General features: G+C 58.6%; 15 protein-coding genes. 10 read left to right on the forward strand and 5 right to left on the reverse strand.

Translation table 11 applies throughout. The annotated features are described in order from the left end of the window. Positions 1–7: 7 nt before the first annotated feature. Positions 8–949: a CAF17-like 4Fe-4S cluster assembly/insertion protein YgfZ gene (gene ygfZ / locus ACYZT8_RS06795; RefSeq protein WP_461980089.1), complete on the reverse strand. Its 942-nt coding sequence runs from the start codon at positions 947–949 to the stop codon at positions 8–10. Between the two features lie 149 nt (positions 950–1098). Here ygfZ and ACYZT8_RS06800 point away from each other — a divergent pair, with 149 nt between their 5' ends. Together ACYZT8_RS06800 and ACYZT8_RS06805 are read left to right on the forward strand one after the other, a co-directional pair. Next, the gene (locus ACYZT8_RS06800; protein ID WP_007944081.1) at positions 1099–1353 is read left to right on the forward strand and encodes an FAD assembly factor SdhE; all 255 of its coding nucleotides are present in this window, start codon (positions 1099–1101) and stop codon (positions 1351–1353) included. Next, complete coding sequence (locus tag ACYZT8_RS06805) at positions 1337–1789, forward strand: protein YgfX (RefSeq protein WP_461980090.1); 453 nt, start codon at positions 1337–1339, stop codon at positions 1787–1789. Before ACYZT8_RS06800 ends, ACYZT8_RS06805 begins: the two co-directional genes overlap by 17 nt. Here ACYZT8_RS06805 and nadB read toward each other — a convergent pair. Next, positions 1758–3374 (reverse strand): L-aspartate oxidase, encoded by a 1617-nt coding sequence (gene nadB, locus ACYZT8_RS06810; RefSeq protein WP_461980091.1) that lies wholly within the window; start codon positions 3372–3374, stop codon positions 1758–1760. The two genes, ACYZT8_RS06805 and nadB, sit on opposite strands and share 32 nt — an antisense overlap. 558 nt (positions 3375–3932) lie before the next feature. Between nadB and rpoE the strand changes: the two genes are divergently transcribed. From rpoE to ACYZT8_RS06830, 4 genes are all read left to right on the forward strand, one after another. Beyond that, positions 3933–4514, forward strand: coding sequence for an RNA polymerase sigma factor RpoE (gene rpoE, locus ACYZT8_RS06815; protein ID WP_007944079.1), 582 nt, complete (start codon positions 3933–3935; stop codon positions 4512–4514). 30 nt (positions 4515–4544) lie between these two features. After that, positions 4545–5132: a sigma-E factor negative regulatory protein gene (locus ACYZT8_RS06820; protein WP_461957625.1), complete on the forward strand. Its 588-nt coding sequence runs from the start codon at positions 4545–4547 to the stop codon at positions 5130–5132. Between the two features lie 8 nt (positions 5133–5140). Further along, positions 5141–6097, forward strand: coding sequence for a MucB/RseB C-terminal domain-containing protein (locus ACYZT8_RS06825; RefSeq protein WP_461980092.1), 957 nt, complete (start codon positions 5141–5143; stop codon positions 6095–6097). 182 nt (positions 6098–6279) lie between these two features. Beyond that, entirely contained in the window at positions 6280–7707 is a 1428-nt protein-coding gene (locus tag ACYZT8_RS06830; protein WP_461980093.1) for a DegQ family serine endoprotease, read from the forward strand. Between the two features lie 80 nt (positions 7708–7787). Here the strand turns inward: ACYZT8_RS06830 and ACYZT8_RS06835 are convergent, their stop codons facing one another. Beyond that, positions 7788–9221 (reverse strand): M48 family metalloprotease, encoded by a 1434-nt coding sequence (locus tag ACYZT8_RS06835; protein WP_461957628.1) that lies wholly within the window; start codon positions 9219–9221, stop codon positions 7788–7790. A gap of 98 nt (positions 9222–9319) precedes the next feature. On the opposite strand from ACYZT8_RS06835, the gene ACYZT8_RS06840 reads away from it, so the two are divergent. Then, positions 9320–9559, forward strand: coding sequence for a sulfurtransferase TusA family protein (locus tag ACYZT8_RS06840; protein WP_028621876.1), 240 nt, complete (start codon positions 9320–9322; stop codon positions 9557–9559). A gap of 31 nt (positions 9560–9590) precedes the next feature. Then, positions 9591–10661 (forward strand): AI-2E family transporter, encoded by a 1071-nt coding sequence (locus ACYZT8_RS06845; RefSeq protein ID WP_461957629.1) that lies wholly within the window; start codon positions 9591–9593, stop codon positions 10659–10661. Between the two features lie 126 nt (positions 10662–10787). Here ACYZT8_RS06845 and ACYZT8_RS06850 read toward each other — a convergent pair whose 3' ends face one another. Both ACYZT8_RS06850 and ACYZT8_RS06855 read right to left on the reverse strand, forming a co-directional pair. Next, positions 10788–11261 (reverse strand): peroxiredoxin, encoded by a 474-nt coding sequence (locus ACYZT8_RS06850; RefSeq protein WP_010462257.1) that lies wholly within the window; start codon positions 11259–11261, stop codon positions 10788–10790. A gap of 10 nt (positions 11262–11271) precedes the next feature. Then, entirely contained in the window at positions 11272–11832 is a 561-nt protein-coding gene (locus ACYZT8_RS06855) for a glycine cleavage system transcriptional repressor (RefSeq protein ID WP_109628402.1), read from the reverse strand. Between the two features lie 328 nt (positions 11833–12160). Between ACYZT8_RS06855 and dapA the strand changes: the two genes are divergently transcribed. Next, positions 12161–13039, forward strand: a complete 879-nt coding sequence (dapA, locus tag ACYZT8_RS06860) for a 4-hydroxy-tetrahydrodipicolinate synthase (protein ID WP_131060374.1) — start codon at positions 12161–12163, stop codon at positions 13037–13039. A 17-nt stretch (positions 13040–13056) separates the two neighbouring features. Then, a complete protein-coding gene (gene bamC, locus ACYZT8_RS06865) occupies positions 13057–14172 on the forward strand; it encodes an outer membrane protein assembly factor BamC (protein WP_461980094.1) in 1116 nt (371 codons plus the stop codon).

Below are 14172 nucleotides of genomic sequence, written 5' to 3' on the forward strand. Positions count from 1 at the left end.
GCTGCGGTTAACGCTGGATTTCGCGATCGCGATCCAGTTGATAAGGCAGGTCGAGCAGGTGCAGGGCTGGCCCTTCGAGGGCGCCCAGATGAATATCGCCACCTTCTGCTGCTTCGGCTTGCAGCACGGCCAGGAGTTCAATGTTTTGCCCGTCGTTGGCGGCCAGCACCACTTCGCCGATAGAACTGCCGTGGGACGGGGAAAACAGTTGCGTGCCGGGTTCGGGCAATTCGCTGGCATCCAGTGTCAGGCGATACAAGCGGCGCTTGAGTTTGCCCAGGTACTGCATGCGCGCGACGATTTCCTGGCCGGTGTAGCAACCCTTTTTGAAACTCACGCCACCGACGGCTTGCAGGTTGAGCATCTGCGGGATGAACAGCTCGCGGGTACTTGGCATGACCTGGCCGATCCCTGCGCGGATCTGGCCCAGCAGCCATTGATTCAGAGTGCCTTCGGTCAGCAGAGCGGACAACTTGCCCTTGGTGACCTCGGCCTTGTCAGCCGCAACCCACAGTTCAGCGCGATTCGGCGAGACGCGAATGGCGATCAGACCTTCATGGCGCACGACGCTGTCGGTGTCTGCCGGCAACTCAAGACCCAGGCTGCTCAGTGCGGCATCGCCATGATCGAGGCCGAAGCGGACCCAGGCGGCGCTTTCATCGGTTAGTTTGGATTTGGAGAACACGGCGTACTTTTTCAGGTCCGCCAACTGCGGTTCGAGCAGTTCGGTGGCCATCGCCAGCAGAACGCCGTCACCTTCAAGCAGAATGCGGAAACTCGATTGCATCCGGCCTTTCTGCGTGCAGCGGGCGCCGAGACTGGCCTGGGTGTCGCTCAGGTAATTGAGATTGCAGGTCAATTGGCCTTGCAGGAACTTGCTGGCGTCCGCGCCGCGGACTGCAAGAACGCCTTCATGGGACAGGGTGCAGAAAAAAGCAGAATCGGCCATGGGTCATCGCAGGGTAAAGAGTCTGGGGGACATCATAAGGGGGCGCTCTCGAAATGGGTAGTTCACAAAGGATCGATGGCGCCCGACCAAAGCCGAGTGTTCGACCGGGCCTGGGGCTGTATACTTGCCGCATATTTGAGGAGCGCTCCATGGTCGAAGATGTTGAACTGAATCGCCTCTACTGGCACAGCCGCCGCGGCATGCTCGAGCTTGACGTATTGCTGGTGCCGTTCGTGAAAGAGGTCTACCCGCACCTCAACGATGTCGACCGCGATTGCTACCGCAAACTGCTCGAATGCGAAGATCAGGACATGTTCGGCTGGTTCATGGAACGCGCCGAATCGGAAGATCCGGAGCTTCAGCGCATGGTTCGCATGATCCTGGATCGTGTCCAGCCCAAGTAATGCGTTCGAATGCCGCTGGCATGCCTCGCGGCAGTTGCTGGCGGCGTATCTTGTGGCCCAGCTGTTCGCGCTGGGTTCATTGCTACTTCTTTCCATACCGGTCTGGGCCAGTCTGCTCGGCATGACACTGTGTGTGATTCACGGATTCTGGTTATTGCCACGACAGATTTTGCTAACACATCCTCAGGCATTTCGCGGCTTGCGTCGCGATGCCGATGGCTGGCAGTTGTGGAATCAGACCTCAGGTTGGCAACCCGTACAGTTGCGACCGGACAGCCTGGCGTTGCCAATGATGGTGGTCTTGCGTTTTCGACTGCGGGGCGAACGGCGGGTCAGATCGATCTGCGTTCCCCACGATTCGCAGGCCGCCGATTTGCACCGACGCCTGCGGGTGAGGCTCACCTTCAGTCGACGTAGGTGGGCGGCACCAGAATAGTGTCCAGCGCGACCGGCAGCATGTTCGGGTAGTCGAGGGTGTAATGCAGGCCGCGACTTTCCTTGCGCTCCATGGCTGACTGGATCATCAGCTCCGCCACTTGGGCCAGGTTGCGCAACTCGATCAAATCCCGACTGACCTTATAGTTGCTGTAGAACTCGTCGATTTCGTCCAGCAGCAGCCGTACGCGGTGTTGCGCGCGTTGCAGGCGCTTGTTGGTGCGCACGATGCCGACGTAGTCCCACATGAATCGCCGCAGTTCATCCCAGTTGTGCGCAATGATCACGTCTTCGTCGGAATCGGTGACCTGGCTCGCATCCCAGACGGGCAGGGCGATCGGAATCGAAACCTGCGGCAACTGATCCAGAATGTCCGCCGCCGCCGAACGGGCGTAAACGAAACACTCCAGAAGCGAGTTGCTGGCCATGCGGTTGGCGCCATGCAGGCCGGTGAAGCTAGTTTCGCCGATGGCATACAGCCCCGGCACGTCGGTGCGACCGTTCTGATCGACCATCACGCCGCCGCAGGTGTAGTGCGCCGCCGGAACCACCGGGATCGGTTGTTTGGTGATGTCGATGGAAAACTCGAGGCAGCGCTCGTACACCGTCGGGAAGTGGCTCTTGATGAACGCTTCGGGCTTGTGGCTAATGTCCAGATAGACGCAGTCGACACCCAGGCGCTTCATCTCATGGTCGATGGCGCGGGCAACGATGTCGCGCGGGGCCAGCTCGGCGCGAGGGTCGAAGCGCTGCATGAAGCGTTCGCCGTTGGGCAGCTTCAGGTGTGCGCCTTCGCCGCGCAGGGCTTCAGTGATCAGGAAACTCTTGGCTTGCGGATGGTAAAGGCATGTCGGGTGGAACTGGTTGAACTCCAGGTTTGCCACCCGGCAACCCGACCGCCAGGCCATGGCGATGCCATCACCGCAGGCGCCGTCGGGGTTGCTGGTATAGAGGTAGACCTTTGCCGCGCCGCCGGATGCGAGGATCACGAATCGTGCGCCGTAGGTGTCGACTTCGCCGGTGCTGCGATTGAGGACATAGGCGCCGAGACAGCGATCGCCTTCGAGGCCCAGGCGTTTTTCGGTAATCAGATCGACCGCAACCCGCTGTTCCAGCAGTTCGATGTTCGGTCTCTGTTTGGCTTGGGCGAGCAAGGTTCTGAAAATCGCCGCGCCCGTGGCATCGGCGGCGTGAATGATGCGCCGATGACTGTGACCGCCTTCGCGGGTCAGGTGAAATTCGAATCCACCGTCTTCGGTGCCGGACTGTTCATCGCGGGTGAATGGCACACCTTGGTCGATGAGCCACTGAATGGCTTCTTTGCTGTGCTCGACGGTAAAGCGCACGGCGTCTTCATGGCAGAGTCCACCACCGGCATTGAGGGTGTCGTCGACGTGGGATTCGACAGTATCGGTGTCATCCAGAACGGCAGCGACGCCGCCCTGGGCCCAAAACGTCGAGCCGTTGGCGAGGTCGCCTTTGCTCAGTACGGCGATGCGCAAATGACCGGGCAAGGTCAGCGCAAGGCTCAAACCGGCAGCGCCGCTGCCAATGACCAGAACATCGTGTTGAAACTGTTGGCTCATTTCAGGATTCCGCTCAAAGCGACCCGGGTCGGGGTTGGCGCAAGACTCCTGGAAAGGCGAGTCAAGGCAGCCACACAGCCCACTAGTATATAGAGGGGGGGAGCGGCACAATAGCCGAGCGCATATGGCATTGTGAAACTACTGTGACGGAAAATACCTGACGCTTCGTCGGATGCTTTTTCGGTCGGTTCGGCGACTGGGCGACTGTATCAACGATTTAACAGTCTTTTTCTATTCACGGTTGCACAATGTGCCTTTCGCCCGGCTATAAATATTTGGAACTTTTGTCAAAGGCCCAAGATCAATAGACGGTGCCTGAAAAGAAGGACAGTGTCGGTTTCAGGGCGGGACGTGCGGTTTGGTCCTGGTCAGTGAATCCGACGACAAGATTATTCGCGCAGCCGGGTCATGCCGAGCTGCGCTTTTCGTGCGTGCCAAATCAGAGCCCGCAGGAAACTTGCTTGGAGGGGGAGAACTTTTGCGAAAAGCCCGAGTCTATGTTTGCAAGTCTGGTCGTTTAGTTATGCAAGCCTCCTCCGAGCTTATCGAGGAGTGTTCATGCTAACCCAGGAAGAGGATCAGCAGCTTGTCGAGCGCGTTCAACGCGGCGACAAGCGAGCTTTCGATCTGCTAGTGCTGAAATACCAGCACAAAATTCTCGGGTTGATCGTGCGTTTCGTGCACGACACCCATGAAGCCCAGGATGTGGCACAGGAAGCCTTTATCAAGGCCTACCGCGCACTTGGAAATTTTCGCGGAGATAGCGCGTTTTATACGTGGCTTTACCGCATCGCCATCAACACGGCGAAGAATTATCTGGTTTCACGCGGCCGCCGGCCGCCGGATAGCGATGTCAGTTCCGAAGATGCAGAGTTCTACGATGGCGATCATGGCCTCAAGGATCTCGAGTCGCCAGAACGTGCGTTGCTGCGGGATGAGATCGAAGGCACCGTCCATCGAACCATTCAGCAACTTCCAGAAGATTTGCGTACAGCTTTAACTTTACGTGAATTCGATGGTCTGAGTTACGAAGACATTGCGGCGGTCATGCAATGTCCGGTGGGTACCGTGCGCTCCCGGATTTTCCGCGCTCGGGAGGCCATCGATAAAGCCCTGCAGCCGTTGTTGCAGGAAAACTGAGACAGCGGCGATAGCCAAGAGAGGAACGCCATGAGTCGTGAAGCCCTGCAGGAATCGCTGTCCGCAGTGATGGATAACGAAGCGGACGAATTGGAATTGCGTCGGGTATTAAATGCCTTTGACGATGTTGAAACCCGTGAAACATGGGCTCGTTATCAGATCGCTCGGGCAGTTATGCACAAGGATCTGCTGCTTCCACGTCTGGACATCGCCGCGGCAGTTTCTGCTGCTTTGGCCGACGAAGCCGTACCGGCAAAAGCCTCCCGTGGTCCATGGCGCAGCCTGGGTCGTCTGGCTGTCGCTGCTTCGGTGACCGTTGCCGTGCTGGCAGGTGTTCGTCTGTACAACCAGGACGAGATCGCTGGTGTCGAACTAGCTCAGCAGTCCGGTCAACCGACGCTGGCCGTTCCTCAGGTCAAAGGCCCAGCTGTATTGGCAGGCTATAATGAGAGTTCGGAAGCCACTGGCCCTATGGCCAACGGCGTATTGCAAGGTCAACCAGGCTGGCACGATCAGCGTCTGCCAGGCTACTTGCGCCAACATGCTCAACAGGCTGCACTGAAAGGTACTGAGAGCGCTCTGCCTTACGCTCGTGCAGCAAGCCTGGAAAACCGTTAAGGAGGATCATGCGCGCCATACCTCTACTTTCGCTTCTGCTCGGTGGCTGGTTTGTTGTTCCAGCCCACGCCGATGAAGCCCAGGACTGGTTGACCCGTCTTGGTCAGGCCGAGCAACAGCAAAGCTTTCACGGCACTTTCGTTTACGAGCGTAACGGTAGTTTTTCTACCCATAACATCTGGCACCGCGTCCAGGATGGCAAGGTCCGCGAGCGTTTACTCCAGCTCGACGGCTCAGCACAGGAAGTCGTGCGCATTGATGGGCATACTCAATGCGTCAGTGGCCTTCTGATAGCAGGGCTTGGGGATTCACCCAACTCCGCAGCTCGTGCACTCGATCCACAAAAGCTGAAAAATTGGTATGACCTTGCCGTCATTGGCAAGTCGCGTGTGGCTGGGCGTGCGGCAGTGATTGTTTCACTGACGCCACGTGATCAGCATCGCTACGGTTTTGAGCTTCACCTCGATAAGGAAACCGGCTTGCCGCTGAAGTCATTGTTACTCAATGACAAAGGGCAATTGCTCGAGCGCTTCCAGTTCACCCAATTGGATACTGACACCGTGCCTTCGGAAAGCGACTTGAAGGCCGGCGACGATTGCAAGGCTGTCACCCTCGGCGGTGACAAGGCTTCCGCGGTCAAGACCGCTCAGGCTTGGCATTCTGACTGGCTTCCACCCGGTTTCGAGTTGACCAGCAGCAGTGCCCGCAAGGATCCAGAGACTAAAACCCAGGTCAACAGTCTGATGTATGACGATGGTCTGGCGCGCTTCTCGGTATTCCTTGAGCCGTTGAACGGTGCGACCGTCACCGACACCCGCACCCAGTTAGGCCCTACCGTTGCTGTTTCTCGACGCTTGACGACCCCTCAAGGCGAGATGATGGTGACAGTGGTTGGTGAAATCCCGATAGGTACTGCTGAACGGATCGCGCTGTCCATGCGCACCGATGCCACTGCAACCAAGTAGTGAGCTGATGCCGAAATGTTTGGTGAGCATTTCAATTTGCAAAAAAACCTGAATTTTTCTATAGGTCAGAGCCTCACGGCTCTGGCCTTGTTTTGTTGTTCCCGGAACAAAAATACCGGCGTATCTTTCCCGGTGTTCCTTGCTCCATATCGCTTAACCATGCTCGTCGTAACGGGAGCCGTATGTCGATACCACGCTTGAAGTCTTACCTTTCCATTTTTGCCACCGTGTTGGTGCTCGGTCAGGCGGTCACTGCTCAAGCAGTCGAGTTGCCTGACTTCACTCAACTGGTCGAGCAAGCCTCGCCCGCGGTGGTGAACATCAGTACCACGCAAAAACTGCCGGACCGTAGAGTGTCCGGTCAGATGCCAGACCTTGAAGGCTTGCCGCCAGCGCTGCGCGAGTTCTTCGAACGGGGCATGCCGCAGCAGCCACGCTCGCCTCGCGGTGATCGTCAGCGTGAAGCGCAGTCCCTCGGCTCGGGTTTCATTATCTCGCCTGACGGCTACATCCTGACCAACAACCACGTGATCGCCGACGCCGACGAAATTCTCGTGCGTCTCTCCGACCGCAGTGAATTGAAAGCCAAGCTGGTTGGCACCGATCCACGTTCTGACGTGGCGTTGCTGAAAATCGAAGGCAAGGATCTGCCAGTCCTGAAGCTGGGCAAATCCCAGGACCTGAAGGCCGGCCAATGGGTCGTCGCGATCGGCTCGCCGTTCGGTTTCGACCATACCGTGACCCAAGGTATCGTCAGCGCTGTCGGTCGTAGCCTGCCGAACGAAAACTATGTGCCGTTCATCCAGACCGACGTGCCAATCAACCCGGGTAACTCCGGTGGTCCGCTGTTCAACCTGGCTGGTGAAGTGGTCGGGATCAACTCGCAGATCTACACCCGTTCCGGTGGCTTCATGGGCGTATCGTTCGCGATCCCTATCGATGTGGCCATGGACGTTTCCAATCAGCTGAAAAGTGGCGGCAAAGTCAGCCGTGGCTGGTTGGGTGTGGTGATCCAGGAAGTGAACAAGGACTTGGCCGAGTCGTTCGGTCTTGAGAAACCGGCCGGTGCGCTGGTGGCCCAGATCCAGGAAGATGGCCCGGCTTCCAAGGGCGATCTGCAAGTCGGCGACGTGATCCTGAGCATGAACGGTCAACCGATCGTCATGTCTGCCGATCTGCCGCATCTGGTGGGGGCACTGAAAGAAGGCGAGAAGGCCAAGCTTGAAGTGATTCGTGACGGCAAGCGCAAGAATGTCGAGCTGACGGTTGGCGCGATCCCTGACGAAGGCAAAGAGCTGGACTCCAAACTCAAGTCAGGTGCTGAAACCAGTAGCAATCGTCTGGGCGTTGCTGTCGCCGATCTGACCGCTGAGCAGAAGAAAACCTACGACCTCAAAGGTGGTGTGGTGATCAAGGAAGTTCAGGATGGTCCTGCATCGCTCATCGGCTTGCAGCCAAATGATGTGATCACTCACCTGAACAACCAGGCCATCAACGACAGCAAAGAGTTCGCTGAAATCGCCAAGGCGCTGCCGAAGAATCGTTCGGTGTCCATGCGGGTTCTGCGTCAAGGTCGTGCCAGCTTCATCACCTTCAAACTGGCTGAATAAACCGGTTGTCGGCTGAATAAAAAACCGCCTCGAAAGAGGCGGTTTTTTTGTGCCTGAAGCTTTTGTGTTTCTGAAACAGGTCAGCCCATCATGTCCTTGACCATGCGTTCCTGCTCCATCAGCTCACGCTGCCGGGCGTCGATACGCGATGACAACGGGAAATTGGTGCCGGCCTTGCGCTTGGCGAAGTCCAGTTGCTGAATAGCCTGACGATAGTCGCCAACCAGGGCGAAGTACTCCGCGCGAGCCTGATGCAGGCCGATGATGTTGCCTGACAGACCGCGCGTCTCGGCAACCTGATACCACACGTCCGGATCATCCGGGCGTGACTTGAGCAGCCCTTCCAGCGCCTTCTCGGCATCGGCGGCGCGGTTTTGTTTCAGCAGCAGATCGACACGCACCTGGTTCAGCGGATAGTTGCCGGGGTACTGAGTCAGCATCCGGTCAACCCGTGTTTGAGCATCGGGCAGACGATTGTTGGTGATGTCCAGATCGACCTGCGCCAGGTTGTAGATGATCTCGTTCGGTGATTTGGCCAGCAGCAGCTTGAGGTTCTCGCGAGCTTCATTCAACTGGCCGCCCTTGATCTGGGCGATCGCCAGACCATACCGGGCGACATCGTTTTTAGGGTTCTCATCGAGTTGCGCGCGAAAGCGCTTGGCGCCCAACCCTGGGGTTTCTTCATAGACCAGCTGAACGCGTGCACGAATCAGCTGATACCGCATGGTGTCTTCGATACCGCCCGGTTTGGCCTGTTCGGCGCGGTTGCGGGTGTCGGCGATCCGCGATTCGGTCACCGGGTGAGTCAGCAGGAATTCCGGCGGCTTGGCGTCGAAGCGGTATTGACGCATCAACCGCTCGAACATGGTCGGCATCGACCGCGGGTCGTAACCGGCCTTTTCCAGATTAAGGATGCCAATGCGGTCGGCTTCCTGCTCGTTCTGGCGCGAGAAGCGTCGTTGTTCTTGAATAGCCGCCGCCTGAGTACCGGCAATCGCCGCGATCCCGGCGTCACCGGCACCGGCGGCTGCAATGACAATACCGGCCAGCAGGGCAGCCATCATCGGCACCTGCATGCGCTGTTGGGCTTCAACACCACGGGCAAAGTGGCGTTGCGACAAGTGAGCCAATTCGTGCGCCAGTACTGAAGCGTATTCGCCCTCGGTCTGCGCGTTGAGAAACAGACCGCCGTTGACCCCGACAATCCCGCCCGGCGCCGCAAAGGCGTTGAGTTGCGGACTGTTGATCAAGATAAATTCCAGGCGCCGGTCATTGACCTGGCTGGTTTCTACCAGTCGGTAAACGCTGGATTCGACGTAATCCTTGAGCTGCGGGTCATTGAGCTGCGAGACCTGGCTGCGCAACAGTGCCAGCCATGCACGGCCCAATTGGTATTCCTGTTGCGGCGAGACAATGGCAGAACTGGCGTCGCCGAGTGACGGCAAGTCGTCGGCGAAGCCCGGTGAGGCGAGCAGGCAAGCGAGCGTCAGCAGGGTAGGGCGCAAAAAAGTCATGCACAAAGCCTTAGTCGACAAAGACCTTACTGTAGCCGGACACTTGGCTTGGGACCAGATATTCTAGGCAACTCCACCACCTGACCCGGAGCGATGTAATGACCGACGCTGTAGCCCATGACGCCGAACTGGACGCCAGTGGCCTGAATTGCCCTTTGCCGTTGCTCAAGGCCAAGCTGGAGCTCAATCGAATGGCCAGTGGCGCGGTACTCAAGGTGATCGCCACCGACGCGGGCTCCCAGCGCGACTTTCGCACCTTTGCCCGATTGGCCGGTCATACGCTGCTTCGCGAAGAAGATGAGGCGGGTGTTTACCGCTACTGGCTGAAAAAAGCCTGAAACCTGCTGCGTTCGTTTCTAAGGATTATTGATGTTCAAGGTGTTACGCGACTGGATTCAGCGCTACTTTTCCGACGAAGAAGCCGTGGTGCTGGCCGTGCTGCTGTTTCTGGCCTTTACCGCCGTACTTACTTTGGGTGGCATGCTCGCGCCGGTGTTGGCCGGGATGGTGCTGGCGTATCTGATGCAAGGCCTGGTCGTCACCCTCGAACGCCTGCGCATGCCCGGCGGGGTGGCGGTGGGGCTGGTCTTTGCGTTGTTCATGGGCGTGTTGCTGGTGTTCATTGTTGTCGTAGTGCCGTTGCTCTGGCATCAGCTGATCACGCTGTTCAATGAACTGCCCGGCATGCTTGCCAAGTGGCAATCGCTGCTGTTGCTGCTGCCCGAGCGCTATCCGCACCTGGTATCGGACGAGCAGGTGTTGCAGGCCATCGAAGTGGCGCGGGGCGAGATCGGGAAGTTCGGTCAGTGGGCGCTGACGTTTTCGCTGTCGAGCCTGCCGTTGCTGGTGAACATCATGATCTACCTGGTGCTGGTGCCGATCCTGGTGTTCTTCTTTCTCAAGGACCGCGAGATGATCGGGCAGTGGGTGCGCGGTTATCTGCCCCGTGAACGGGCGTTGATCACCCGGGTCGCCCACGAGATGAACCGGCAGATTGCCAACTACATTCGCGGCAAAGTCATTGAGATTTTCATCTGCGGTGGTGTGACCTACATCGGGTTCGTCGTGCTGGGGCTCAACTACGCAGCGCTGCTGGCATTGCTGGTGGGCGTGTCGGTGGTGGTGCCGTATGTCGGAGCGGTGGTCGTGACCGTGCCGGTGATGCTGATTGCGCTGTTCCAGTGGGGCTGGAGCGATCAGTTCATCTACTTGATGGCGGTCTACGGAATTATTCAGACGCTGGACGGGAATGTGCTGGTGCCGCTGCTGTTTTCGGAGGCGGTCAACCTGCATCCGGTGGCGATTATCTGCGCGGTGCTGTTGTTTGGCGGGTTGTGGGGGTTTTGGGGGGTGTTCTTTGCGATCCCGCTGGCGACGCTGTTTAAAGCTGTGCTGGACGCCTGGCCGCGCAAGGAACCGGTGGTGGCGCCGTTGCTTTAAACGTCATCTCTAATTTTGCAGTGAGGCTGATGGCCTCTTCGCGGGCAAGCCCGCTCCCACAGGATTAACGCAAACCCTGTGAGAGCGGGCTTGCCCGCGAAGGCGTCCGAACAAACACCGAAGAAATCAGGCCTTGTTCAACGCCTGGGCGGCAGCCAACACCGCATCCACATGCCCCGGCACCTTCACACCGCGCCATTCCTGACGCAGCACTCCGTCCTTATCAATCAGGAACGTGCTGCGATCAACGCCCATGTATTCCTTGCCATACAGCTTCTTCAGCTTGATCACATCAAACAACTGGCACAGCGCTTCTTCCTTGTCGCTGATCAGCTCAAAGGTGAACGCCTGCTTGGCCTTGAAGTTTTCGTGGGATTTCAGGCTGTCGCGCGACACGCCGAACACTTCAGTATTGGCCGCTTTAAAGGCGTCCAGCTGATCACGAAAGCCCTGACCCTGAGTGGTGCAGCCCGGCGTGCTGTCCTTCGGATAGAAGTAGATCACCACTTGCTTGCCTTTGAGGCCCGCGAGGCTGACGGTCTGTCCATTGGTGGCGGGTGCTTCGAAGTCGGCAACCGGTTGGTCGATGGCAACGGCCATGAAAGCTTCCTTACATTGGGTTTTGTGGGCGCCACGGTTCGATCAGCGCGTCCAGGTTCAGCGCGTCGGCGAAATCCAGGAACTGATCGCGCAGCCAGCTGATCTGCACGCCGGCCGGCAACGTCACGGTAAACGTGGCGTTGAGCATGGTGCCGCCGGTTTGCGGCGCCTGATACGTGTCGCAGGTCAGGTTTTCCAGCTCGACGTTGTGGTCCATGAAGAACTGGCACAGCTCGTTGATGATGTCCGAGCGATAGGCCGAGCTGACGTAAGCGACGTAAGGCAGGGCCTGAGGACGATTCTCCAGCGCCGCGCTGCGCACCACGTTGACGGTGAATGCGTGCTTCTTGGCGAGGCCAGACAGGCTGCCTTCCAGGCGCGCCAGAGCGTCCCAGCTGCCGGAGATCTCGAGGATCAACGCGCTGCACTCGCCGTGACGGGTCAGGCGAGAGGTGACCACGGCGCAGCGGTTTTCATGGCTGGCGCGGCACAGGACGTTAGTCAGCTCCATGGGGTTGGCGCCGAGGGCACTGATGACAAGGAATTGTTCGCGAACTGTGGGGGTGGACATGCAGCATTCCTAAAGCGATGAGCGGTCGATACTTCTACGGGCTTTTACTACCGGGGGCGAGCCTGCGGATGCGAATTCAGAAAACCCGGGCCGAAGGTTGCAACGTGCTCCAGCAAGGCAAGAGCGAGGGGTGGCAACGCTGGATCGGGGCTTGTGATGCCGAAAACGGAGGCTGAAATCCGGTGTGCGAGCTTATCAGTACCGATCAAAGTCTGAAGGGTAGCGAAAAGCAGCGCCAAGGGGAATGGCGGCAGCGCAGTACTTTGCTTGTACAAGCATCTTGGCGCCAGTACCATTACCGCTCTCTTTTTCCGGCAGGAGCGGTTGCATGATTGCGGGCAGTATGGTGGCACTGGTCACACCCATGGATGCACAAGGTCGTCTCGACTGGGACAGCCTGAGCAAACTGGTGGACTTTCACCTGCAGAACGGCACCCACGCGATCGTGGCGGTCGGCACTACAGGCGAATCCGCCACCCTTGACGTGAACGAGCACATCGAAGTGATTCGTTACGTGGTGAAGCAGGTGGCAGGGCGCATTCCGGTGATCGCCGGTACCGGCGCCAACTCGACGCGCGAAGCCATCGAGCTGACCACCAATGCGAAGACCGCCGGCGCCGATGCTTGCCTGCTGGTCACGCCGTACTACAACAAGCCGACCCAGGAAGGCTTGTACCAGCACTTCAAGGCCATCGCCGAAGCTGTCGACATCCCGCAGATTCTTTACAACGTGCCGGGCCGTACGGCCTGCGACATGCTGACCGAAACCGTGATCCGCCTGTCGACCGTGAAAAACATCATCGGCATCAAGGAAGCCACCGGCGACCTGACCCGTGCCAAAGCCATCATCGACGGTGTCAGCAAAGACTTCGTGGTGCTGTCCGGAGACGACGCCACCGCAGTTGAGCTGATCCTGCTCGGCGGCAAAGGCAACATCTCGGTCACCGCCAACGTCGCCCCGCGCGACATGAGCGACCTGTGCAACGCTGCCTTGAAAGGCGACGCCGTTACGGCCCGCGCGATTCACGAAAAGCTGATGCCGCTCAATAAAACCCTGTTTATCGAATCCAACCCTATCCCCGTGAAATGGGCACTGCATGAAATGGGCTTGATGCCGGACGGTATCCGTCTGCCGCTCACCTGGCTCAGCGCTGCCTGTCACGAACCGCTGCGGCAGGCCATGCGCCAGTCCGGCGTACTGGTTTAATTGAGGAAGCACTACGCATGAAGCGATTGGCCGGACTTTCCGCACTTGCCTTGATTATCTCCAGCACCAGTGGCTGTGGATGGGTCTGGGGCCCGGAAGGTTATTTCCGTGACCGTGGTAGCGATTACCTGGAAGCGCAACAGACTGCACCTATGCAATTGCCAACGGATGTCAGCACCGCCAAACGTCTGGATCCGCTGCTGCCGATCCCGCGTAACGTGGCCGATGACACCGCAAAGGGCGAGTACATCGTGCCGCGTCCGCAGCCGTTGTCGGCAGCGGCCGACGCCAGCGCTTACTCCCTGCAGAAGACCGGTGATTCGCGCTGGATCGTCGCCCAGAACCCTCCTGCCGAAGTCTGGCCAGTGGCTGTGCAGTTCTTTCAGGACAACGGTTTCCGTCTGGACGAACAGAAGCCGCAAACCGGCGAATTCACCACCACCTGGCAGCATGCCGAGGAACTGTCCGCAGCGATGGCCAAGCGCCTGAGCGCCGCCGGTGTCAGCACCGACAGCGAAACCCGCGTTCGGGTGCGTATCGAGCCAGGCGTGCAGCGCAACACCAGCGAAGTCTACGTGGTCAGCGCCGAACGTCCTGCCGGCAGCACCGCCGACGTGGCTTTCACCAACCGTTCGGTCAACACTGGCCTGGACGCGGCACTGGTCGACGACATGCTCGCAAGCATGAGCCGCATCTCGGAGAAGGGTGGTTCGGTCTCCATGCTGGCTTCGCGTGATTTTGATACGCCAAGTCGTGTCAGTCTGAGCGAAGACGGCAGCGGCAACCCGGTTCTGAACGTCGGCAACGACTTGGATCGTGCCTGGTCGAGCGTCGGTCGTGCGCTGGAACAGGGCGAATGGCGCGTTGAAGACATCAACCGCAGCCTGGGCCTGTACTACATCAACCTCTCCGAAAAAGCCGAGAAGAAAGACGAGAAGCCTGGTTTCTTCAGCAGCCTCTTCGGCAGCGCGCCGAGCAAGGAAGAAGTTGAAGCCCGTGCCGAGCGTTATCAGGTTCGCCTGAGCAAGGTTGGCGACAACGTCCAGGTCACCGTCGAGAAAAACATCAACACCGTGGCGCCGGCAGAAGTGGCGCGCAAAGTGTTGAGCGTGATTCAGGACAACCTGGGCTGA

The sequence above is a fragment of the Pseudomonas sp. LB3P93 genome, from assembly GCF_054898025.1.